Genomic DNA, 22,884 nt, shown 5'->3' on the forward strand with positions numbered 1-22,884 from the left:
GGCCGCCTCCCGGCGGCGAGGCTCATGCGGGGCCCGCCGGAGCGGGCCGTGCCGTCAGTTCGCCAGCAGCAGGAAGATCGCAGGGCGCTTGTGCAGATCGGGCACCGGCGCCTTTTTCCATTCTGCGACGGTGCGGCTTGCGATCGTCTCGGTCGCGAGCGTCAGGTCGGCCGCGACGCAGATCAGCGTCGACGGCGCGCAGGTCGCGACGAGCGTGTCGAGCATCGCGTGGTTGCGATACGGCGTCTCGATGAAGATCTGCGTCTGGCGCGCCTTGCGCGACAGCTGCTCGAGCTCGCGCAGCCGTTTCGCGCGCGCACCCGCGTCCACCGGCAGGTAGCCGTTGAACGCGAAGCTCTGGCCATTCAGGCCCGACGCCATCAGCGCGAGCAGGATCGAACTGGGCCCGACGAGCGGCACGACCTTCACGCCGCGTTCGTGCGCGCGGCGCACCAGCAGCGCGCCCGGGTCGGCGACGGCCGGGCAGCCGGCCTCCGACACCAGCCCGGCGTCCGCGCCGGCCAGTACCGGCGCGAGCAGCCGGTCGATTTCACCGGCCGGCGTGTTGATGTTCAGTTCGCGAATCTCGATTTCCTGGATCGGCCGCGTCGTGCCGATCTTCTTCAGGAACGCGCGCGTGGTCTTCGCGTTTTCGCCGATGTAGTAGCCGAGCGTGCCGGCGCGTGCCTGCACGGCGGCAGGAAGCACGGCGGCCAGCATCGATGCGTCGCCGTCGCCGAGCGTGTTCGGGACGAGATAGAGCGTTCCAGCCGTCATGCGCGGTCTCCCTTGGTGGCGAACAGCGGGTAGTCGACGGCGCGCAGCATCCGCGTCAGCGCGATCAGCGGCAGGCCGACGAGCGCGGTCGGGTCGTCCGAGTCGATCGCGTCGAGCAGCGCGATGCCGAGCCCTTCGGACTTGGCGCTGCCCGCGACGTCGTACGGCGTCTCCGCCCGCAGGTAGGCGTCGAGTTCGGCCTCGGGCAGCGTACGGAAGCGCACGCGCGTCACGACGTCCTCGGTCTGCGATTCGCCGGTGCGGCTGTCGTACAGGCTGAGCGCACTATGGAACTCGACGTCGCGCCCCTGCATCGACACGAGCTGCGCGAGCGCGCGTTCGTGCGTGCCGGGCTTGCCGATCTGCAGGCCGTCGAAGGTCGCGACCTGGTCGGAGCCGATCACGAGCACGCCGTCCGGCGCGTCGATCGTCGCGGCGACGGCGCGCGCCTTCGCGTCGGCAAGGCGCAGCGCGGTCGCGGCAGGCGTCTCGCCAGGCAGCGGGGTTTCGTCGACGTCGGGCGAGACGACGTCGAACGGTACGCCGAGCCGCTCGAGCAGCGCGCGGCGGTAGCGGGAACTGGAGGCGAGAAGCAGCCGCGGCGGGCGGCAAAGAGTGTCCGGCATGGTCGGTTGGATCGGTGTGTCGAAGGGCGCCGCGCGGCGGTGCGCGGGCGTCGGCTTAAGTGATTGACTGTAAAAGATAAAAAAGGTATGCTTTTGCGCTTTTCATCGGCGGACTCCCATCAGGGGCCTGCCGGGTCTTCGGAAGTCCACGGCGCCAAGCCGGATCAGCATGTCCAACCCGTAGGCAGGAGCGCACATGAATCCTTCTTCTGGCAAACCTGCGGTATCGCTCGATCCGCGTGCGATCGACCTGTTCGAATTCGCCCGCAGCGGGCGGCAGGCGTCGGGTGCGGTGCACCTTTCGCAGCTGCCGCGCATGTTAAACGAAGTGCCGGCGGACGCGCCAGATCGCGACACGGTGTTCACCTGGCAGGCGGAAGGGTTCACCCAGAAGGAGCTGCAGGACGACGGCACCGACGGGCAGCAGCCGTATCTGCGCCTCGCGCTGCACGGCCACGCGTGGCTGACGTGCCAGCGCTGCATGAGCCCGGCCGATCAGGCGTTCGACGTCGACATGACGTACCGGATCGTGGCGACCGAAGAAGAAGCTGAAGAATTTCCGCTCGACGACGATGAAGCCGATGTGATCGTGGGCTCGCGCCAGTTCGATCTCGTCGACTTGATCGAGGAGGAGTTGCTGCTTTCGCTGCCGCTCGTGCCCAAGCACGAGGTTTGCCCGGCGGTTCATGAAAGCCTCGTGTCGGGTGCGAGCGGTCCTTCGGCCGAAACGGACGACGAGTCCGAAGAGGCGGGGGACGAAGGCAAACGGCCGAATCCGTTCGCGGCGCTCGAAGCGCTGAAGAAGGGCGGAGACGGCAACAAGAAACACTGAGCAGTTGAGGCGCGGGAAGGCGTAAGGGCCGTGGGCCAGGGTAGTTAAGCGCCGGATCGGGCTGTGTTAGAATCCGGAAAATTTTTAGGAGTTAGTCATGGCAGTCCAGCAAAACAAGAAGTCGCCGTCGAAGCGCGGCATGCATCGTTCGCACGATTTCCTGACGGCATCGCCGCTGGCAGTCGAGCCGAGCACCGGTGAAGTGCACCTGCGTCACCACATCAGCCCGAACGGCTACTATCGCGGCAAGAAGGTCGTCAAGACGAAGAACGACTAAGCGTCAACGTCACGCGTCGCGCGCTACGATGGCCGTTCGCGTGACAACTGGTTCGCTTGACACTTTCCTGGCGCAACAAAAAGGCGGCATTCAACTGCCGCTTTTTTGTGCCTGAAATTCGTCGCATTCCATGACTGTAAAGCTCACAATCGATTGCATGGGAGGCGACCACGGCCCGTCCGTGACCGTTCCCGCGGCAGTCAAGTTCGTTCGCGCGCACCCCGATGCGCACCTGATGCTCGTCGGCATCGAGAGTGCGATCCGTGCGCAGCTGAAGAAGTGCAAGGCGCTCGACGATCCGGCGCTGACCATCGTGCCCGCGACCGAAGTCGTGGCGATGGATGATCCCGTTGAAGTGGCATTGCGCAAGAAGAAGGATTCTTCGATGCGCGTCGCCCTCAATCAAGTCAAGGAAGGCCAGGCCCAGGCCTGTATCTCCGCCGGCAACACCGGCGCGCTGATGGCCGTTTCCCGGTACGTGCTCAAGACGCTGCCCGGCATCGAGCGGCCCGCGATCGCGTTCGCGCTGCCGAACCCGACGGGCTACACGATGATGCTGGACCTCGGCGCGAACGTCGATTGCGAACCGCAGCACCTGCTGCAGTTCGCGGAGATGGGGCACGCGCTCGTCGCCGCGCTCGAGGGCAAGGAGCGGCCGACGATCGGCCTGCTGAACATCGGCGAAGAAGTCATCAAGGGCAACGAGACGATCAAGCGTGCAGGCGAACTGCTGCGCGCGAGCACGCTCAATTTCCGCGGCAACGTCGAAGGCAACGACATCTACAAGGGCACGGTCGACGTGATCGTCTGCGACGGTTTCGTCGGCAACGTCGCGCTGAAGACGTCCGAAGGCCTTGCGCAGATGCTGTCCGACATCATTCGCGAGGAATTCGGCCGTTCACTGATGTCGAAGCTGATGGCGCTGCTCGCGCTGCCGGTGCTGATGCGCTTCAAGCGGCGCGTCGACCACCGTCAGTACAACGGCGCGGCACTGCTGGGGCTGAAGAGCCTCGTGATCAAGAGCCACGGTTCGGCGGACGCCTACGCGTTTGAGTGGGCGATCAAACGCGGGTATGATGCCGTCAAAAACGGCGTGCTGGAGCGCCTCACGCGCGCGATGGCGGACAATTCGGCGTCGCTCGGCGACGGCGAGCACGACGCCGGCGGCGCGGGCCAGGCGGGTCCCGCCGCAGGCCAGCACGCCGAGCCTTCCGCTGCGCTATCCTCTAAGGCATAAATGGCCCAATCGACTCTCTATTCCCGCGTGCTCGGCACGGGCAGCTACCTGCCGCCCGACCGCGTCACGAACCAGCAGCTGGCCGATCGTCTCGCGAAGGACGGCATCGAGACGAGCGACGAGTGGATCGTTGCGCGTACGGGCATCCATGCGCGCCATTTCGCTGCACCCGACATGACGACGAGCGATCTCGCGCTCGAGGCGTCGCGGCGTGCGATCGAGGCGGCGGACATCGATCCGCAGTCGATCGACCTGATCATCGTCGCGACTTCGACCCCCGATTTCGTGTTCCCGAGCACTGCGTGCCTGCTGCAGAACAAGCTCGGCATCAAGAACGGCGGCGCGGCATTCGACGTGCAGGCCGTGTGCTCCGGTTTCGCGTATGCGGTGGCGACTGCCGACAGCTTCATTCGCAGCGGCCAGCACCGCACGGCACTCGTCGTCGGCGCGGAGACGTTTTCGCGCATCCTCGACTTCACCGACCGCACGACCTGCGTGCTGTTCGGCGACGGCGCGGGCGCGGTGATCCTGTCCGCGTCGGAAGAGCCGGGCGTGCTCGGCAGCGCGCTGCACGCGGACGGCAGCTACTCGCACATCCTCTGCACGCCGGGCAACGTCAACCGCGGCGTGATCGAGGGCAGCGCGTTCCTTCACATGGATGGCCAGGCCGTGTTCAAGCTCGCGGTCAACGTGCTCGAGAAGGTCGCGATCGAGGCGCTCGCGAAGGCGAACCTCGCGCCCGAGCAGGTCGACTGGCTGATTCCGCACCAGGCCAACATCCGTATCATGACGAGCACCTGCCGCAAGCTCGGCCTGCCGCAGGAGCGCATGGTCGTGACGGTCGGCGAGCACGGCAACACGTCGGCCGCGTCGATCCCGCTCGCGCTCGACGTCGCGGTGCGCGACGGCCGCATCAAGCGCGGCCAGCACGTGCTCATCGAAGGCGTCGGCGGCGGCTTCACCTGGGGCGCGTCGGTCTTCCGTTTCTGATCCACCACGTGCGATCCCACTCGGCGCGCCGTTCGCGCGCGCCGTTCGAATCGATTCAATTGGGGACGATATGAAATTTGCATTCGTTTTTCCGGGGCAGGGCTCGCAGTCGGTCGGCATGCTCAACGCATTCGCCGATCTGGCTGTCGTGCGCGAAACGTTCCAGGAAGCGTCCGATGCACTCGGTCAGGATCTCGGCAAGCTGATCGCCGAAGGTCCGGCCGAAGAGCTGAATCTCACCACCAACACCCAGCCGGTGATGCTGACGGCCGCGTACGCTTGCTACCGTGCATGGCAGCAGGCGGGCGGCCCGGCGCCGTCGATCGTCGCCGGCCACAGCCTCGGCGAATACACGGCGCTCGTCGCCGCCGGCGCGATCGCGTTCAAGGACGCGGTGCCGCTCGTGCGCTTCCGCGCGCAGGCGATGCAGACCGCGGTGCCGGTCGGCCAGGGCGGCATGGCCGCGATCCTCGGCCTCGACGACGATACGGTGCGCGCGGTATGCGCGGAAGCCGCGGAAGCGGGCGTCGTCGAAGCAGTGAACTTCAATGCGCCGGCGCAGGTCGTGATCGCCGGCAACAAGGCGGCCGTCGAGAAGGCTTGCGAGATCGCGAAGGCGAAGGGCGCGAAGCGCGCGTTGCCGCTGCCGGTTTCGGCGCCGTTCCATTCGTCGCTGCTGAAGCCGGCGTCGGACCAGCTGCGCGACTATCTTGCGAACGTCGACGTGAAGGCGCCGCTGATTCCGGTCGTCAACAACATCGACGTCGCGGTGACGAGCGATCCGGCCGCGATCAAGGACGCGCTGGTGCGCCAGGCCGCCGGCCCGGTGCGCTGGGTCGAGTGCGTGCAGTACATCGCCGGCACGGGCGTTACGCACGTGATCGAGTGTGGCCCCGGCAAGGTGCTCGCGGGCCTCACGAAGCGCATCGACGGCAACCTGACGGGGGCATCGGTGTTCGATCCGGCGTCGCTCGACGAAGCGCTCAAGCTGGTGGCCGCGTGACGCGGCGCCTTTCCCGAAGAAACGGACATTCGATTCATGGAAAAGACTCTCGATAAACAGGTTGCGATCGTGACCGGCGCATCGCGCGGCATCGGCCGGGCGATCGCGCTCGAGCTGGCGCGCCAGGGCGCGACGGTGATCGGCACGGCGACGAGCGAATCGGGCGCGGCCGGCATCAGCGCGGCCTTCGCGGAAGCGGGCGTGACGGGCCGCGGCGTGGTGCTGAACGTCAACGACGCGCAAGCGGCCGAAGCGCTGATCGACGCGACCGTGAAGGAATTCGGCGCGCTGCACGTGCTCGTCAACAACGCGGGCATCACGCAGGACCAGCTCGCGATGCGCATGAAGGACGACGACTGGGACGCGGTGATCGACACCAACCTGAAGTCGGTGTTCCGCCTGTCGCGCGCGGTGCTGCGCCCGATGATGAAGGCGCGCGGCGGCCGCATCATCAACATCACGTCGGTGGTCGGCTCGGCCGGCAACCCGGGGCAGGCGAACTACGCGGCGGCGAAGGCCGGCGTGGCAGGCATGACCCGCGCGCTCGCGCGCGAGATCGGCAGCCGCGGCATCACGGTCAACTGCGTGGCGCCGGGCTTCATCGACACCGACATGACGAAGACGCTGCCGGAAGAACAGCAGGCCGCGCTCAAGACCCAGATTCCGCTCGGCCGCCTCGGCAGCCCTGAGGACATCGCCCATGCCGTCGCGTTCCTCGCATCGCCGCAGGCCGGTTATATCACCGGCACGACTTTGCATGTGAACGGCGGCATGTACATGTCGTAACGGTTTTCGTTTACTATCCGCGCCGTATCCGGTTACTGGCGGATCGGCGCTTGATTGACCATCAAGCCAACGCGCGTTTTGGGCGGCAGCAAACCTGATAAAATGCGCGCACTTGTAAATTTGAACTTTCCCTCGGAGGGGTAATGGACAACATCGAACAACGTGTCAAGAAGATCGTCGCTGAACAACTGGGCGTCGCAGAAGCCGAGATCAAGAACGAAGCTTCGTTCGTGAACGACCTGGGCGCCGACTCGCTCGACACCGTCGAGCTGGTGATGGCCCTGGAAGACGAGTTCGGCATGGAAATCCCGGACGAAGAAGCCGAGAAGATCACGACGGTTCAGCAAGCGATCGACTACGCTCGCGCAAACGTCAAGGCCTAAGCGCCATTCGCGCTTTTCGCCTACGTCGCATTTGACGCGCCATCCTGCCGGCATCCTTGCCGGACGGAATAACAGCCACAGGGCTCGCAGGGCTGGTTCCTGTGGCCGCTGTGGCTTTTGTTTTTGTCATCCAATGGAAAAGAGGTTACCGTGAGCCGCCGTCGTGTTGTCGTTACAGGCCTGGGGCTGATTTCGCCTGTTGGCAATAGTGTTGCCGACGGCTGGGCCAATCTCGTCGCCGGCAAGTCCGGCATCGCCACCGTCACCAAATTCGATCCGTCGAACCTGGCTGTGCATTTCGCCGGTGAGGTGAAGGGTTTCAACGCCGAGGAGTACATCCCGGCGAAGGAAGCCCGCAGCATGGATACCTTCATCCATTACGGCATCGCAGCCGGCGTGCAGGCGCTCAAGGACAGCGGTCTGGAAGTGACCGACGCCAATGCGGAACGCATCGGCGTGCTGGTCGGTTCGGGCATCGGCGGCCTGCCGATGATCGAAGATACCCACCAGACCTACGTCGATCGCGGCCCGCGCCGGATTTCGCCGTTCTTCGTGCCGGGTTCGATCATCAACATGATCTCGGGCCACCTGAGCATCATGTTCGGCCTGAAGGGCCCGAACCTCGCGGCCGTGACGGCCTGCACGACCGGCCTGCACAGCATCGGCCTCGCCGCGCGCCTGATCCAGGCCGGCGACGCCGACGTGATGGTCGCGGGCGGCGCCGAATCGACGGTGTCGCCGCTCGGCATCGGCGGCTTCGCGGCCGCGCGCGCGCTGTCGACCCGCAACGACGATCCGGCGACCGCGTCCCGTCCGTGGGACAAGGATCGCGACGGCTTCGTGCTGGGCGAGGGCGCAGGCGTGATGGTGCTGGAAGAGTACGAGTCGGCGAAGGCGCGCGGCGCGAAGATCTACGCGGAAGTCGCGGGCTTCGGCATGACGGGCGACGCGTACCACATGACCGCGCCGAACATGGACGGTCCGCGCCGCTGCATGGTCGCGGCGCTGCGCGACGCCGGCATGAACCCGGACGAGGTCCAGTACCTGAACGCGCACGGCACGTCGACGCCGCTGGGCGACAAGAACGAGTCCGATGCCGTCAAGGCTGCGTTCGGCGACCATGCGTACAAGCTCGTCGTGAACTCGACGAAGTCGATGACGGGCCACCTGCTGGGTGGCGCGGGCGGCCTCGAATCGGTGTTCACGGTGCTGGCGCTGCACAACAACGTGTCGCCGCCGACCATCAACATCTTCAACCAGGACCCCGAGTGCGATCTCGATTACTGCGCGAACACCGCGCGTGACATGAAGATCGACGTGGCCGTGAAGAACAACTTCGGCTTCGGCGGTACCAACGGCACGCTGGTGTTCAAGCGCGTCTGACGCGGGATCGCTTGACGAATCCTGTCGAAATCGCGGCCGGGTGCCAGCGGCGTTTCGCGCTGCGGGCCTCGGCCGCGTTGTCTGTGATGCTCGCCGTTTTCGTCGCGGCAGCTGCCGGCGCGGTGCATTTGTTTCTTGCGCCGCGCACCGGCGCTGCGGCGGCGGCTATCGGTGCGACTGCAACGGCGCTGCTGCTGGCAGCCTGCGCGGTCCGCGCAGGCGCGCGGCGGCTGCCGGCCGAACTGCGGGTCGATGCGCTCGGCGAGGTTGCGGCGTTTGGCCGCACCGGGCAGTTGCTCGCCCGCGGCCGGGTGACGGGCCACGCGCACTGGGCCAGCCTGCTGCTGATGTTGTCGGTCGGGCCGGACGGCCGGCGCGGGCGGCCGTTGCTGATTCCCGCCGATGCGCTCGACGCGGCGTCGTTCCGCGCGCTGTCCGTGCTTGCGCGAACCGCGGGCGCGGCCGCTCCGGCATGATGGCGGATCGGTTACCGACCGTAACCAGCGCCAGGCGCCGGAACGCTACAATATTGCTCCGCGTTGCATCCCTAGTTAACGGATTTGTCAGGTGAGTGAAAAAGAAATCGATCAGGTTCTGGTCGAGCGCGTACAGAAAGGCGACAAGGCGGCGTTCGAACTCCTGGTCTCCAAATACCACCGCAAGATCATTCGGCTGATCTCGCGCCTCGTGCGGGATCCCGCCGAGGTCGAGGATGTGGCCCAGGACGCGTTCATCAAGGCGTATCGCGCACTGCCGCAGTTCCGCGGCGAGTCCGCGTTCTACACGTGGTTGTACCGGATTGCCGTGAATACGGCGAAGAACTACCTTGCGACGCAGGGCCGCCGGGCGCCGACCTCGACCGAGGCCGACGCAGAGGAGGCGGAAACTTTCTCCGACGCAGACCAACTAAGGGATATCAACACGCCTGAGTCGATGTTGATGAGCAAGCAGATTGCCGAGACGGTCAATGCTGCAATGGCCGTTCTGCCCGAGGAGCTGCGCCAGGCGATCACGCTGCGCGAGATCGAAGGCCTGAGCTACGAGGAAATCGCGGAAATGATGGGCTGCCCGATCGGGACGGTCCGCTCGCGGATTTTCCGGGCGCGCGAGGCAATCGCGGCAAAATTGCGTCCGCTGCTCGATACGCCCGACGGCAAGCGCTGGTAAGCGCTTCGGGCGAACGGCACGGGTCGGGGTCTAGTTACGGATAGAGTCGTGAAGTCACGACGGGGTGTGCAAGATGGGGAGCATCATGGGGTCGGTCAATACGCAGTCGTACGCGTGCTCGCGCGGCGAGCGCCTTTCCGCTCTGGTCGACGGCGAAACGTTCGACGGCCAGGATCACGCGCAGTTTCTGGCTGAGTTCGACCACGCGGATCGCGCGGCGTGGTCCCATTACCACTTGATCGGCGACGCGTTGCGCTCGGACGAGCTGGCGCTGTCGCCCGCGCTGAGCACGACGTTTACCGCGCGCCTGTCGGCCAGCCTCGACGCCGAGCCGCACCTGCTCGCGCCGGCCGCAGCGCCGGCCACCCGCAAGCTGCTGTCGCTGCGCCGGCGCGTCGTGCCGGCCTTCGCGGTGGCCGCGGCGGCCGCGACGCTGACGTGGATCGTCGTCCCGCAGATGCAGACCGCCGGCGCGCCTGGCGCTGTCCAGGTCGCATCGGTCTCCGCGCCGCAGCAGGGCGTGCAGCGCGTGACGGTTGCACAGGCGCCGTCGCAGCCGGCGCTGCAGGACGCCAACATCATCCGTGACGCGCGTCTCGACCAATACCTTGAAGCGCACCAGCAATTCGCGCAGCAGCCTGTCGTCACGGGCTCGATGCCGCTGATCCGCGCTGCCGTGACCACGACGCCAAGCCAATAAACCCGATGCGGACATTGCGGTTGAATCACGCCATCTCCGGATGGAAGCGGCTGCCGGCTCTCCTGCTTTGCGCAGCCGCGCTGTTGTCCGTTCAATCCCTTCAAGCCCACGCCCAGCAGCCGGACGATCCCGTCGCGACCCGCAAGGCCGCCGCGGATTGGCTCGACCGCATCCAGCAGGCTGCGCAGCAGCAGAGTTACGAAGGCACGTTCGTCTACCAGCGTGGTGGCTTCGTGCAGTCGTCGCGCATCGCGCACGTCGCGGCGCGCGACGGCGAATTCGAGCGGATCGAGAGCCTGGACGGCAAGCCGCGCAAGCTGCTGCGGCATAACGACGAGCTGTACACGTTCGTGCCCGAGCGCAAGCTGTGCGTCGTCGAGCGCCGGCAGGCCCGCGACTCGTTCCCGGCGCTGCTTGCCGCGAGCGGCGAGCACGTGATGTCGGTCTACGACGCGAAGCTGCTCGGCAGCGACCGCGTGGCCGGGCTCGACGCGCAGGTGGTCCAGCTCGCGCCGAAGGACGGCTACCGCTTCACCTACAAGCTGTGGACCGACGCCCGTACCGGCTTGCTGCTGCGCTCGCAGACGCTCGACGGGGGCGACCACGTGCTCGAGCAGATCGCGTTTTCGCAGTTGCGGATGGGTGGGGCAGGCGCCGCCGACAAGGCCGCGATCGCGGCCGGCATGCGCAACCTGAGCGGCTGGACCGTGGTGCGTCCGCCCGTCTCGCCGGTCGACATGGAGGCGCAGGGCTGGCAACTGGCGCCGAGCGTCGCCGGTTTCCAGAAGATCCGCGAGGTGCGGCGGCCGATGGCCGCGCGCGACGCAGGCGAGCCGCCGATCCCGGTCGACCAGGCCGTCTTCACCGACGGCGTCGCGACGGTATCGGTGTTCGTCGAACCGGCCGAGAAGAATACGCGCAAGGAAGGCGCAGGCAGCACGGGCGCGACGCATGTGCTCGTCAAGCGCCGCGGCGACTACTGGATCACCGTGCTCGGGGAAGTGCCGCCGGCCACGTTGCAGCAGTTCGCGTCTGCCATAGAATACAAGGCTTCCAAGTAACGCTTTCCGTCTCCGACATGATGAAACTCACGCTGCGCAAATGGCTTGCCGTTGCGGCGGTGGCGGCTTGCCTGCCGCTCGTCCCGCATACCGCGGCGGCGGCTCCCGGTGCGAGCCTCCCCGATTTCGCGGATCTCGTCGAACGGGTCGGCCCGGCCGTCGTGAACATCCGCACGACCGCCAACGTGCCGTCGGGCCCGCGCGGCGGCGTATTCCCGCCGGGCTTCGACAACGGCGACATGTCGGAATTCTTCCGGCGCTTCTTCGGCATTCCGCTGCCGCAGGCGCCCGGCAACCCGAAAAACGCGCCGGCGCCGGACAATCCGCCCGACACCGAGCAGAACCGCGGCGTCGGCTCCGGCTTCATCCTGTCGGCCGACGGCTACGTGATGACCAACGCGCACGTCGTCGACGATGCCGATACGATCTACGTGACGCTTACCGACAAGCGCGAGTTCAAGGCCAAGCTGATCGGCGTCGACGACCGCACGGACGTCGCGGTCGTGAAGATCCAGGCGTCGAGCCTGCCGGTGGTCGCGATCGGCGATTCGAACAAGGTGCGCGTCGGCGAGTGGGTCGTCGCGATCGGTTCGCCGTTCGGCCTCGATAACACCGTCACGGCCGGCATCGTCAGCGCGAAGGGGCGCAACACCGGCGACTACCTGCCGTTCATCCAGACCGACGTCGCCGTGAACCCCGGCAACTCGGGCGGCCCGCTGATCAACATGCAGGGCGAGGTGATCGGCATCAACTCGCAGATCTACAGCCGCACCGGCGGCTTCATGGGCATTTCGTTCGCGATTCCGATCGACGAGGCGATGCGCGTGGCCGACCAGCTGAAGGCGTCGGGCAAGGTGACGCGCGGCCGGATCGCGGTGGCGATCGGCGAAGTGACGAAGGAGGTGGCGGATTCGATCGGTCTGCCGAAGGCGGAAGGCGCGCTCGTCAGCGCCGTCGAACCGGGCGGGCCGGCCGAGAAGGCGGGGGTCCAGCCGGGCGACATCATCCTGAAATTCAACGGCCGCCAGGTCGAGACGGCGTCGGACCTGCCCCGCATGGTCGGCGACATGAAGCCGGGTTCGAAGGCGACGCTCACCGTGTGGCGCAAGGGCCAGTCGCGCGATCTGCCGATCATGGTCGCGGAGACGCCGACCGACACCACGGCGAAGGCCGATACGGGCAAGAAATCGCCGCAGAAACCGCGCCAGAGCAACGCGCTCGGCTTGACGGTCAGCGACATTCCGGCCGATCAGCTGAAGACGCTGAAGCTGAAGAGCGGGGTGCAGATCGACGGCGTCGACGGCCCGGCGGCCCGCGCGGGCCTGCAGCGCGGCGATATCGTGCTGCGCGTCGGCGACACCGACATCACGAGCGCGAAGCAGTTTGCCGACGTCACGGCACAGCTCGATCCGCAGAAGGCGGTCGCGCTGCTGGTGCGGCGCGGCGACAACACGCAGTTCTTCCCGCTGCGTCCGCGCCAGAAGTAACGGGCCGCCGATGTTCACGCTCTACGGCCGCGGCTGGTGCCACCTGTGCGACGACATGCGCGACGCACTGGCGCCGGTGGCGGCCGAATTCGGCGTGGCGGTCGACTACGTCGACATCGACGCCGATCCGGCGCTCGTTGCCCGCTATGACGAAGACGTGCCGGTGCTGCTGCTGGACGGCACGGAAGTGTGCCGCCACCGGTTCGACGAAGGGCGGGTGCGGAACGCGCTCGGCGCACGGCGCTGAGGCCCGGCGGCGCCCGGCCGCCAAAATGCCGCCCGGCAGGGGGGCTTTTCGGCTAAAATGGGCTGTTTTTTCACCGACTTACAAGGCGTGCTCCGCAGTCGTCGAGCGCGCCTTTTTCGCTTGATCGGCACTGAATGGATCATATTCGCAACTTCTCGATCATCGCGCACATCGACCATGGCAAGTCGACGCTCGCGGATCGCATCATCCAGGTATGCGGCGGGCTCGCCGACCGTGAAATGGAAGCGCAGGTGCTCGACTCGATGGATATCGAGCGCGAGCGCGGCATCACGATCAAGGCGCAGACTGCCGCGCTGTCGTATCGCGCGCGCGACGGCAAGGTGTACAACCTGAACCTGATCGACACCCCGGGGCACGTCGACTTCTCGTACGAGGTCAGCCGCTCGCTGTCCGCGTGCGAAGGCGCGCTGCTCGTGGTCGACGCGAGCCAGGGCGTCGAGGCGCAGACGGTCGCCAACTGCTACACGGCGATCGAACTGGGCGTCGAGGTCGTGCCCGTGCTGAACAAGATCGACCTGCCGGCCGCGAACCCCGAGAACGCGATCGAGGAGATCGAGGACGTGATCGGCATCGACGCGATGGACGCGACCCGCTGCAGCGCGAAGACGGGCCTCGGCGTCGAGGACGTGCTCGAAGCGCTGATCGCGAAGGTGCCGCCGCCGAAGGGCGATCCGGCCGCGCCGCTGCAGGCGCTGATCATCGACTCGTGGTTCGACAACTACGTCGGCGTCGTGATGCTCGTGCGCATCGTCAACGGCACGCTGCGGCCGAAGGAAAAGATCAAGCTGATGGCGACCGGCGCGCAGTATCCGGTCGAGCACATCGGCGTGTTCACGCCGAAGTCGCGCAATCTCGAATCGCTGTCGGCGGGGCAGGTGGGCTTCATCATCGCCGGCATCAAGGAACTGAACGCCGCGAAGGTGGGCGACACGGTCACGCATGCGACCAAGTCGGCCGCCGAGCCGCTGCCGGGCTTCAAGGAAGTGAAGCCGCAGGTGTTCGCGGGGCTGTACCCGGTCGAGGCGAACCAGTACGACGCGCTGCGCGAATCGCTGGAAAAGCTCAAGCTCAACGACGCGTCGCTGCAGTACGAGCCGGAAGTGTCGCAGGCGCTCGGCTTCGGCTTCCGCTGCGGCTTCCTCGGCCTGCTGCACATGGAGATCGTGCAGGAGCGGCTCGAGCGCGAGTTCGACATGGACCTCATCACGACCGCGCCGACCGTGGTCTACGAGGTCGTGCAGAGCGACGGCACGACGATCATGGTCGAGAACCCGGCGAAGATGCCTGAGCCCGCACGGATCGGCGAGATCCGCGAGCCGATCGTCACCGTGAACCTGTACATGCCGCAGGACTACGTCGGCTCGGTGATCACGCTGTGCGAGCAGAAGCGCGGTGTGCAGATCAACATGCAGTACCACGGCCGCCAGGTGCAGCTCACGTACGAAATCCCGATGGCCGAGATCGTGCTCGACTTCTTCGATCGCCTGAAGTCGGTGTCGCGCGGCTATGCGTCGATGGACTACGAGTTCAAGGAATACCGCTCGGCGGACGTCGTGAAGGTCGACATGCTGATCAACGGCGACAAGGTCGACGCGCTGTCGATCATCGTGCACCGTTCGCAGTCGCAATACCGCGGCCGCGAAGTGGCCGCGAAGATGCGCGAGATCATCCCGCGCCAGATGTACGACGTGGCGATCCAGGCCGCGATCGGCGCGCACATCATCGCGCGCGAGAACATCAAGGCACTGCGCAAGAACGTGCTCGCGAAGTGCTACGGCGGCGACATCACGCGCAAGAAGAAACTGCTCGAAAAGCAGAAGGAAGGCAAGAAGCGGATGAAGCAGGTGGGTTCGGTCGAGATCCCGCAGGAGGCGTTCCTCGCGATCTTGCGCGTCGAAGACAAATAACAGGACTGATCCTTTTATGAATTTTGCGCTGATTCTTTTTGTGCTCGTCGCGTTGACGGGCGTAGCGTGGGTGGCCGACAAGATGGTGTTCCTGCCGCAGCGCCGGCGGGCGGCGGATGCGGCAGTCGATGCGTTCGACCAGCAGCAGTCGCGCATCGACAAGCGTTTCGCCGACGAGAACGCGTTGCAGACCCGTTCGAAGCTGCGCGACGAGAAGCTGCGCCAGCCGTGGTGGCTCGAGTACACGGCGAGCTTCTTCCCGGTGATCCTCGCGGTGTTCGTCGTGCGTTCGTTCATCGTCGAGCCGTTCAAGATCCCGTCGGGCTCGATGGTGCCGACGCTGCTCGTCGGCGACTTCATCCTCGTCAACAAGTTCGACTACGGCCTGCGCATGCCGGTCACGAACACGAAGCTCACGCAGGGCCGCGCGCTCGAGCGCGGCGACGTCGTCGTGTTCCGCTATCCGAAGGACGAGTCGGTCGACTACATCAAGCGCGTGATCGGCCTGCCGGGCGACACGGTTGCCTATCAGGACAAGCAGCTGACGATCAACGGCAAGCCGGTGCCCGAAACGGCGCTGCCCGACTACTTCGACGACGAGCGGCAGAACTACGCGAAGCAGTTCGAGGAGTCGCTCGACGGCCGCAAGAATGCGATCCTCAACAATCAGGCGGTGCCGCCGTTCGTGATGGGCGCATACGACTACCCGTATCGCGACAACTGCACGTACAACAGCCGCGGCGTGATCTGCAAGGTGCCGGCCGGCCACTACTTCATGATGGGCGACAACCGCGACAACAGCGCGGACAGCCGCTACTGGGGTTTCGTGCCGGACAAGAACATCGTCGGCCGCGCGTTCTTCATCTGGATGAACTTCGGCGACCTGAAGCGCATCGGTTCCTTCAACTGATATCGCCTGATTCACGCGCACGACGCGACGCACGGGCCGTGCCGCGTCGTGCCGAACTACTTTAAGAACCGGCGGTAACACCGCTTCGTCACGCCTTTTCGGGTCCGGCCGCGCCGTTTCGGCGCGACCGGCGCCCGCGTTATACTCCTGCACATGCCCCTATCTCAGTTGGAAAGCCGGCTGCGCTACGAATTTCGCAATGCGGAATTGCTGCGCCAGGCTTTGACCCATCGCAGTCACAGCGCCACGCACAACGAACGGCTCGAGTTTCTCGGCGATTCCGTTCTGAATTGCGCGGTGGCGGCCCTTTTGTTCCAGCGTTTCGGCAAGCTGGACGAAGGCGACCTGTCGCGCGTGCGGGCGAACCTCGTCAAGCAGCAGTCGCTGTATGAAATTGCTCAGGCCCTGAATATTTCCGATGGGCTGCGGCTCGGCGAAGGCGAACTGCGCAGCGGCGGGTTCCGCCGGCCGTCGATCCTCGCGGACGCGTTCGAAGCCATCATCGGGGCCGTGTTCCTCGATGGCGGCTTCGAAGCCGCCCAAGGAGTGATCAAGCGGCTCTACGTGCCGATTCTCGACCACATCGATCCGCGCACGCTCGGCAAGGATGCGAAGACGCTGCTGCAGGAGTACCTGCAGGGGCACAAGATCGCGCTGCCGACCTACACGGTCGTCGCGACGCATGGTGCGGCGCACAATCAGCAGTTCGAGGTCGAATGCACGGTGCCGAAGCTGGACGTGAAAGTGTCCGGTTCCGGCGCGAGCCGCCGGGCGGCCGAACAGGCCGCCGCGAAGAAGGCGCTCGACGAGGTGATGGCGGCCGCGCCGATGCTGGCCGCGAAGCCGAAGCGTTCGAAGAACGCACGCGCCGCCAAACATGTCGAGCCGGAAATCGTGCCCGGCGTGAAAGGCGTTCAGGAAGCGCTCGACCTGCGCTCGCCCGAGCGGAAGGAGCGTGCGGCGCGCGCCGAAGCGAAGGTCGCGGCGGCTCCGGCAGCCGCGGGCAGTGCGGCGGAGCCGGCCGAGCCACGCGCGGTGCAGGCGCCGGTCGCCACGATTCGTGCCGCGCATGTCGAGCATGGCGCGGAGCGCACCGAGCGAGCCGCAAAGGCTGCTGCAGACAAACCGGCCGAGAAGCCGGTTGAGAAGCCGGTTGAGAAGCCGGCCGACAAGCCTGTCGAGCGCGCGGATTTCGCGCCGAAAGCCGTCGACAAACCGTCCGACCCTGCGCCGCGCGCGGCCGGGCAAGGCGAGCCCGCCCCCCGCTCCGCCGACAAGCCGTCCGCCGGCAACGATGCCGCGCCGCGCGCGCTCGCCGAGCGTACGCCGCCGCGCGGGCGCGACGCGACGTCCGGCCCGGACACGACACCCGGCGAACCGAGCCTCGCCGCCGCGCCGGCGCGCGTGGCCGATGCCGGCCACTGAATTGCCCATCGATCGTGCCGCGCGCCGCGCGGCCGGTTCCGAACCTGTCTCCCAATCGATATGAACGCACCCGCTCCCTCTGGTTTCCGCTGCGGCATGATCGCGATCGTGGGCCGTCCGAACGTCGGCAAGTCGACGCTGATGAACGCGCTCGTCGGCCAGAAGATCAGCATCACGTCGCGCAAGGCGCAGACGACCCGCCACCGCATCACCGGCATCAACACGACCGAAGACGCGCAGTTCATCTTCGTCGATACGCCCGGTTTCCAGACCCGCCACAGCACCGCGCTGAACCGCTCGCTGAACCGCGCGGTCACGTCGACGCTGACGTCGGTCGACACGATCCTGTTCGTGATCGAAGCGGGCCGCTTCGGCCCGGACGACCAGAAGGTGCTCGACCTGATTCCGCCCGGCGTGCCGACGCTGCTGATTGCGAACAAGATCGACCAGGTTTCCGACAAGGCGACGCTGTTCCCGTTCATGCAGAAGATGAGCGCGCTGCGCGAGTTCGCCGAACTCGTGCCGCTGTCGGCCCGGCAGCCGGAAGACATCAAGCGTCTGCTGGAAACGATCAAGCCGTACCTGCCGGAAGGCGAGCCGATCTACGGCGAGGACGAGCTGACCGATCGCAGCTCGCGCTTCCTCGCGGCCGAGATCCTGCGCGAGAAGGTGTTCCGCTGGACCGGCGACGAGCTGCCGTACACGAGCACCGTCGTAATCGACAAGTTCGAGGAGGAAGGGCGCCTGAAGCGCATCTTCGCGACGATCCTCGTCGAGCGCGATTCGCACAAGGCGATGGTGATCGGCAAGAAGGGCGAGAAGCTCAAGCAGATCAGCACCGAGGCGCGGATGGACATGGAGAAGCTGTTCGACGGCCCCGTGTATCTCGAGACCTTCGTCAAGGTGAGAAGCGGCTGGGCCGACAACGAAGCGGGGCTTCGTGCCTATGGGTACGAATGACGCGCTGACGTCGACCGAAGACGCGGTGGCCCCCGGCGCGGACGACGCGCCGCCGCCTGCCGCGCCCCCCGCGCCGCCGCGCAAGACGCGGCGGGCGACGTCTCGCACGTCCGATTTCCGCGTCGCCGAGCAGCCGGCGTTCGTGCTGCACAGCTACCCCCATCGCGAAACGAGCCTGATCATCGACGTGCTGACGCGCGACCACGGCCGGCTCGCGCTCGTCGCGAAAGGCGCGAAGCGCCCGCATTCCGCGCTGCGCGGCGTGCTGCAGACGTTCCAGCCGCTGCTGCTGTCGTGGTCCGGCAAGTCCGAGGTGCGCACCCTGACGGGCGCCGAGTGGGTCGGCGGGATGCTCCCTCTCGGCGGCGACGCGCTGTTGTGCGGCTTCTACGCGAACGAGCTGCTCGTGAAGTTCTGCGCGCGCGAAGATCCGCAGCCGCCGCTGTTCAATCACTACGTGGTGACCCTCACGCGCCTCGCGCACGGCGAGCCCGCGGTGCAGGTGCTGCGCTCGTTCGAGCGCGTGCTGCTGCGCGAAACGGGCTATGCGATGGCGCTGCACCGCACGGTCGCGCGCCGCGCGGTCGAGCCCGACCGCCTGTACGTGTTCGATCCGGAGCGCGGCGTGCGCAACGCGGACGACGACGTGCCGTCGCACTGGCCGGTGATTGCCGGCCAGACGTTGCTCGACATGGAGCAGGACGATTACCATCGAGCCCAGACCGTCGCGCAAAGCAAGACGCTGATGCGCTTCCTGCTCAACACCTACCTCGGCGGCACGCCGCTCGCCACGCGCCAGATCCTGATCGACCTGCAAAACCTATGAGCTTCTTCCTGACCTCGCCGACCGCCATCGACCTCGGCGTCAACATCGACCACGTCGCGACGCTGCGCAACGCGCGCGGCACGACCTATCCGGACCCGATCCGCGCGGCCCTTGCCGCGGAAGAAGCGGGCGCCGACGCAATTACGCTGCACCTGCGCGAGGACCGCCGGCACATCGTCGACGCGGACGTGCGCAAGCTGCGCCCGCTGCTGAAGACGCGGATGAACCTCGAATGCGCGGTGACGGCCGAGATGCTCGACATCGCCTGCGAAGTGCAGCCGCACGACGCGTGCCTCGTGCCGGAAAAGCGCGAGGAGCTGACGACCGAAGGCGGTCTCGACGTCGCGGGCCGCTTCGAGGCCGTGCGTGCGGCATGCCGGCAGCTCGCCGATGCGGGCGTGCGCGTGTCGCTGTTCATCGACCCGGACGAGACGCAGATCCGCGCCGCGCAGGAAGCGGGCGCGCCGGTGATCGAGCTGCATACGGGCCGTTACGCGGATGCGCATGACGCAGCCGAGCAGCAGCGCGAATACGAGCGCATCGTCGCGAGCGTGCAGGTTGGCCGGCAGCTCGGCCTGAAGGTCAACGCAGGGCACGGCCTGCATTACACGAACGTGCAGCAGATCGCCGCGATCGACGGCATCGTCGAGCTGAACATCGGCCACGCGATCGTCGCGCATTCGATCTTCGCGGGCTGGGACAACGCGGTGCGCGAGATGAAGGCGATCATGGTCGCCGCGCGCGTCGCGGCGCTGCACGGCACGCGCTGAGCCGAGCGCATGACGATCTACGGCATCGGCACCGACGTCGTCCAGGTGAGCCGGATCGCGGCGGTGCTCGAGCGCACCGGCGGCCGGTTCGCGGAGAAGGTGCTCGGGCCCGACGAACTGCGAGTCTTCCGCGCGCGCCGCGCGCGTTCCGAGGCGCGCGGCATCGCGTTCCTCGCGACGCGCTTCTCCGCGAAGGAAGCGTTCTCGAAGGCGATCGGGCTCGGCATGCACTGGCCGATGACGTGGCGCGCGCTGCAAACCCTCAATCAACCGAGCGGCGAACCGTATGTCGTCGCGTCCGGCGAGCTGGCCGACTGGCTCGCGGCGCGCGGCATCACCGCCCGCGTGACGGTCAGCGACGAGCGCGACTACGCGGTGTCGTTCGTGATCGCCGAGACCGATCTGCCGGTTGCCCGAACTTCTCCCTGACGGATTCCCGATTCGATGAAAACGACTCCCGGCCCGGTCATGCTCGACGTCGTCGGCACGGCCCTGACGCGCGACGATGCGCGCCGTCTTGCGCATCCGAACACCGGTGGCGTGATCCTGTTCGCGCGGCATTTCCAGAACCGCGCGCAACTGTCCGCGCTGACCGACGCGATCCGCGCGGTCCGCGAAGACGTGCTGATCGCCGTCGACCACGAGGGCGGCCGCGTGCAGCGCTTCCGCACTGACGGTTTCACTGTGCTGCCCGCGATGCGCCGTCTCGGCGAACTGTGGGACCGCGACGTGCTGCTCGCGAGCAAGGTCGCGACGGCGGTCGGCTATGTCCTCGCGGCCGAGCTGCGCGCGTGCGGGATCGACATGAGCTTCACGCCGGTGCTCGATCTCGACTACGGCCACTCGAAGGTGATCGGCGATCGCGCGTTCCATCGCGATCCGCGCGTCGTCACGCTGCTCGCGAAGAGCGTCAACCACGGGCTCGCGCTCGCCGGCATGGCGAACTGCGGCAAGCATTTCCCGGGGCACGGCTTCGCGGAAGCCGACTCGCACGTCGCGCTGCCGACCGACGACCGGCCGCTCGACACGATCCTCGCGAACGACGTCGCGCCGTACGACTGGCTCGGCCTGTCGCTGTCGGCGGTGATTCCCGCGCACGTGATCTACACGCAGGTCGACGCGCGGCCGGCCGGCTTCTCGCGGGTCTGGCTGCAGGACATCCTGCGCGGCCGGCTCGGCTTCACGGGCGCGATCTTCAGCGACGACCTGTCGATGGAGGCCGCGCGCGAAGGCGGCACGCTCACGCAGGCGGCCGATGCGGCACTCGCGGCCGGCTGCGACATGGTGCTCGTGTGCAACCAGCCGGAAGCGGCCGAAGTCGTGCTGAACGGGCTGAAGGCGCAGCCGTCGCCTGAGTCGGTGCGCCGCATCAAGCGGATGCGCGCGCGCGGCAAGCCGGCAAAGTGGGACAAGCTGATTGCTCAGCCCGAGTACCTGCAAGCGCAGGCGCTGTTGCGCAGCGCGCTGGCGTAAGCGGGGCAGCGCGCGGGCATCGCGCGCGAACGGAAAACGAAAAGGCCGCGCACGATTGCGCGGCCTTTTCGTTCGGGCGATGTTTTTTCAGCCGACGCTCAATTCACCTTCATCCGCTGCAGCTTGTTGTACAGCGTCTTCGGGCTGATGCCGAGCAGCGTCGCCGCGCGATGGCGCGTGCCGCCGACCGCATCGAGGGTCGCGCGGATCAGCAGATCCTCCACATCCGACAGCGGCGTGCCGACCTTGATCTGCACGCTGCTGCCGTTCAGCGCGGCGCCGGCGGAGAAGCTGGCTTCGCCCGCGCGCAGCGTGTCGATGAAATCGCCGGACGCATCGTACGCGAAGCGCACGCGCTCCTGCAATTCACGCACGTTGCCCGGCCAATCGTAGGACAGGCATTCGCGCACGAAGCCCGGCGCGGCGCGCTTGTCGGTCGTGCCGCGGCCGGTTGCGAGCGCATCGCGGTTCAGTTCGTCGATCAACGCATCGGCAATCGCGAGCGCGTCGCCGTCGCGCTCGCGCAGCGGCGGCATCGTGATCGACGACGCATCGAGGCGCAGCCACAAGTCTTCGCGCAGCGTGCCGTTCGCCACCGCTTCGCGCGCCGGGCGGCGCGTGGTGGCGATCAGCCGGAAGTCGCTCGCCACCGGGCTCGTGCCGCCGATGCGCATGAAGTTCTGCGAATCGATGGCCTGCAGCAGCGCTTCCTGCAACACGATCGGCAGCGCGGTGATCTCGTCGAGGAACAGCGTGCCGCCGCTCGCCTGCTCGAACAGGCCGGACTCGCGCCGCTCGGCGCCGTCGAACGCGCCGCGCTCATGGCCGAACAGCACGCTGTCGAGCGACGCGCCCTCGCGGCCGGCCTGCGCAAGCGTGCGGCAGTCGAACGCGACGAACGGCCCCTTGCGGCGCCGGCTCAGCTCGTGCAGCGTGCGTGCGGCCAGCTTCTTGCCGGTGCCGGCTTCGCCCGAGAACAGCACCGCCGTTTCGGTGCGCGCGTTGTGCTCGATCATGTCGTAGACGTGCTGCATCGCGTCGCTGTGGCCGACCAGCGCGCCGAAGCGGCCGAGATGCCGCAGCGACGCGCGCAGCGACTGGACTTCGTCGATCAGTTCGTACGGCCGAGGAATGCGCGCGAGCAGGCTGCGCAGGCGCGGGATGTTGATCGGCTTGAGCAGGTAGTCCCAGATCCCGTGGCGCAGGCCTTCGATCGCGCTTTCGACCGTCGCGTTGCCGGTCAGCACGATGACAGGCAGCGAACCGTTCGGCTGCTGCTGCGGCAGGTGCTGAAGCAGGTCGAACCCGCTGCCGTCCGGCAGGTTCAGGTCGACGAGGACCACGTCCGGAATCGAGCGGCCGAGCGCGGTGCGCGCTTCGGCGAGCGACGTGGCCGTGTCGACCGAGAAGCCGTCCGCGGCGAGCAGCGCGGTGAGGCCGGACAGGCTGTTGGGATCGTCTTCGACAATCAGGGCGTGTGGCATGGTGGACGCGTGTCGTGTCAAATGAGGCGGGCCATCGGCCGAGAACCCGCAGCCGCATTTTTGAGATTAAAAACTGATTTTATGCCCCGGCGAACGCGTGACGCAGATTATTTCTCCGTCGCTATAAAACAGTTACCGATGATACAAATTGA

Annotated in this window: 25 protein-coding genes; 22 read left to right on the forward strand and 3 right to left on the reverse strand. The window is 66.9% G+C overall.

What is annotated here, in order from left to right:
- Positions 1 to 54 precede the first annotated feature (54 nt).
- Both HWY45_RS24955 and HWY45_RS24960 read right to left on the reverse strand, forming a co-directional pair.
- Positions 55 to 777, reverse strand: a complete 723-nt coding sequence (locus HWY45_RS24955) for an SAM-dependent methyltransferase (RefSeq protein ID WP_059564741.1) — start codon at positions 775 to 777, stop codon at positions 55 to 57.
- Positions 774 to 1,403, reverse strand: coding sequence for a Maf-like protein (locus HWY45_RS24960; RefSeq protein WP_059882866.1), 630 nt, complete (start codon positions 1,401 to 1,403; stop codon positions 774 to 776). Before HWY45_RS24960 ends, HWY45_RS24955 begins: the two co-directional genes overlap by 4 nt.
- Positions 1,404 to 1,599: 196 nt before the next feature.
- Between HWY45_RS24960 and HWY45_RS24965 the strand changes: the two genes are divergently transcribed.
- The 22 genes from HWY45_RS24965 (at position 1,600) to nagZ (ending at position 21,248) form a co-directional block, all read left to right on the forward strand.
- The gene (locus tag HWY45_RS24965; RefSeq protein ID WP_059564743.1) at positions 1,600 to 2,235 is read left to right on the forward strand and encodes a DUF177 domain-containing protein; all 636 of its coding nucleotides are present in this window, start codon (positions 1,600 to 1,602) and stop codon (positions 2,233 to 2,235) included.
- A gap of 97 nt (positions 2,236 to 2,332) precedes the next feature.
- Entirely contained in the window at positions 2,333 to 2,512 is a 180-nt protein-coding gene (gene rpmF / locus HWY45_RS24970) for a 50S ribosomal protein L32 (protein WP_017333166.1), read from the forward strand.
- Positions 2,513 to 2,642: 130 nt separating this feature from the next.
- The gene (plsX, locus tag HWY45_RS24975) at positions 2,643 to 3,749 is read left to right on the forward strand and encodes a phosphate acyltransferase PlsX (RefSeq protein ID WP_059564744.1); all 1,107 of its coding nucleotides are present in this window, start codon (positions 2,643 to 2,645) and stop codon (positions 3,747 to 3,749) included.
- Complete coding sequence (locus HWY45_RS24980) at positions 3,750 to 4,739, forward strand: beta-ketoacyl-ACP synthase III (protein ID WP_059882864.1); 990 nt, start codon at positions 3,750 to 3,752, stop codon at positions 4,737 to 4,739. It begins immediately after the preceding gene.
- A 70-nt stretch (positions 4,740 to 4,809) separates the two neighbouring features.
- Positions 4,810 to 5,742, forward strand: a complete 933-nt coding sequence (gene fabD, locus HWY45_RS24985; protein WP_059882862.1) for an ACP S-malonyltransferase — start codon at positions 4,810 to 4,812, stop codon at positions 5,740 to 5,742.
- A 36-nt stretch (positions 5,743 to 5,778) separates the two neighbouring features.
- Complete coding sequence (gene fabG, locus HWY45_RS24990) at positions 5,779 to 6,528, forward strand: 3-oxoacyl-ACP reductase FabG (protein WP_059882860.1); 750 nt, start codon at positions 5,779 to 5,781, stop codon at positions 6,526 to 6,528.
- Positions 6,529 to 6,671: 143 nt separating this feature from the next.
- Positions 6,672 to 6,911 (forward strand): acyl carrier protein, encoded by a 240-nt coding sequence (gene acpP, locus HWY45_RS24995; protein WP_004197638.1) that lies wholly within the window; start codon positions 6,672 to 6,674, stop codon positions 6,909 to 6,911.
- A 150-nt stretch (positions 6,912 to 7,061) separates the two neighbouring features.
- Positions 7,062 to 8,294, forward strand: coding sequence for a beta-ketoacyl-ACP synthase II (gene fabF / locus HWY45_RS25000; protein WP_059564747.1), 1,233 nt, complete (start codon positions 7,062 to 7,064; stop codon positions 8,292 to 8,294).
- A gap of 86 nt (positions 8,295 to 8,380) precedes the next feature.
- Positions 8,381 to 8,770, forward strand: a complete 390-nt coding sequence (locus HWY45_RS25005) for a hypothetical protein (protein WP_375782262.1) — start codon at positions 8,381 to 8,383, stop codon at positions 8,768 to 8,770.
- 91 nt (positions 8,771 to 8,861) lie between these two features.
- On the forward strand, positions 8,862 to 9,461 hold the full coding sequence (rpoE, locus tag HWY45_RS25010) for an RNA polymerase sigma factor RpoE (RefSeq protein WP_017333174.1): 600 nt from the start codon (positions 8,862 to 8,864) through the stop codon (positions 9,459 to 9,461).
- Positions 9,462 to 9,546: 85 nt separating this feature from the next.
- A complete protein-coding gene (locus HWY45_RS25015) occupies positions 9,547 to 10,161 on the forward strand; it encodes a sigma-E factor negative regulatory protein (RefSeq protein ID WP_059882855.1) in 615 nt (204 codons plus the stop codon).
- A gap of 5 nt (positions 10,162 to 10,166) precedes the next feature.
- A complete protein-coding gene (locus HWY45_RS25020) occupies positions 10,167 to 11,222 on the forward strand; it encodes a MucB/RseB C-terminal domain-containing protein (RefSeq protein WP_059564750.1) in 1,056 nt (351 codons plus the stop codon).
- A 17-nt stretch (positions 11,223 to 11,239) separates the two neighbouring features.
- Positions 11,240 to 12,709 carry a DegQ family serine endoprotease gene (locus HWY45_RS25025; protein ID WP_059564751.1) on the forward strand — a complete coding sequence of 490 codons (1,470 nt, stop codon included), beginning with the start codon at positions 11,240 to 11,242 and terminating at the stop codon, positions 12,707 to 12,709.
- A gap of 10 nt (positions 12,710 to 12,719) precedes the next feature.
- Positions 12,720 to 12,956 carry a glutaredoxin family protein gene (locus HWY45_RS25030; protein WP_017333178.1) on the forward strand — a complete coding sequence of 79 codons (237 nt, stop codon included), beginning with the start codon at positions 12,720 to 12,722 and terminating at the stop codon, positions 12,954 to 12,956.
- Between the two features lie 134 nt (positions 12,957 to 13,090).
- Positions 13,091 to 14,884, forward strand: coding sequence for a translation elongation factor 4 (gene lepA, locus HWY45_RS25035; protein WP_059564752.1), 1,794 nt, complete (start codon positions 13,091 to 13,093; stop codon positions 14,882 to 14,884).
- Positions 14,885 to 14,900: 16 nt separating this feature from the next.
- Positions 14,901 to 15,794 (forward strand): signal peptidase I, encoded by an 894-nt coding sequence (lepB, locus tag HWY45_RS25040; RefSeq protein ID WP_059882852.1) that lies wholly within the window; start codon positions 14,901 to 14,903, stop codon positions 15,792 to 15,794.
- A 153-nt stretch (positions 15,795 to 15,947) separates the two neighbouring features.
- A complete protein-coding gene (rnc, locus tag HWY45_RS25045; RefSeq protein ID WP_059882851.1) occupies positions 15,948 to 17,219 on the forward strand; it encodes a ribonuclease III in 1,272 nt (423 codons plus the stop codon).
- A 60-nt stretch (positions 17,220 to 17,279) separates the two neighbouring features.
- On the forward strand, positions 17,280 to 18,179 hold the full coding sequence (gene era / locus HWY45_RS25050) for a GTPase Era (protein ID WP_059564755.1): 900 nt from the start codon (positions 17,280 to 17,282) through the stop codon (positions 18,177 to 18,179).
- Entirely contained in the window at positions 18,166 to 19,005 is an 840-nt protein-coding gene (gene recO / locus HWY45_RS25055; RefSeq protein WP_017333183.1) for a DNA repair protein RecO, read from the forward strand. The genes era and recO overlap by 14 nt, the downstream gene beginning before the upstream one ends.
- Positions 19,002 to 19,775, forward strand: a complete 774-nt coding sequence (gene pdxJ, locus HWY45_RS25060; RefSeq protein ID WP_059882849.1) for a pyridoxine 5'-phosphate synthase — start codon at positions 19,002 to 19,004, stop codon at positions 19,773 to 19,775. The genes recO and pdxJ overlap by 4 nt, the downstream gene beginning before the upstream one ends.
- A 9-nt stretch (positions 19,776 to 19,784) precedes the next feature.
- The gene (acpS, locus tag HWY45_RS25065; protein ID WP_059802908.1) at positions 19,785 to 20,204 is read left to right on the forward strand and encodes a holo-ACP synthase; all 420 of its coding nucleotides are present in this window, start codon (positions 19,785 to 19,787) and stop codon (positions 20,202 to 20,204) included.
- 15 nt (positions 20,205 to 20,219) lie between these two features.
- Positions 20,220 to 21,248: a beta-N-acetylhexosaminidase gene (nagZ, locus tag HWY45_RS25070; RefSeq protein ID WP_059564758.1), complete on the forward strand. Its 1,029-nt coding sequence runs from the start codon at positions 20,220 to 20,222 to the stop codon at positions 21,246 to 21,248.
- A gap of 98 nt (positions 21,249 to 21,346) precedes the next feature.
- On the opposite strand, the gene HWY45_RS25075 is transcribed toward nagZ, so the two are convergent.
- Positions 21,347 to 22,732 carry a sigma-54-dependent transcriptional regulator gene (locus HWY45_RS25075; RefSeq protein WP_059882847.1) on the reverse strand — a complete coding sequence of 462 codons (1,386 nt, stop codon included), beginning with the start codon at positions 22,730 to 22,732 and terminating at the stop codon, positions 21,347 to 21,349.
- Between the last annotated feature and the right edge of the window lie 152 nt (positions 22,733 to 22,884).

Origin of the sequence: Burkholderia stagnalis (assembly GCF_902830275.1) — a bacterium.
Lineage (GTDB): Bacteria > Pseudomonadota > Gammaproteobacteria > Burkholderiales > Burkholderiaceae > Burkholderia > Burkholderia stagnalis.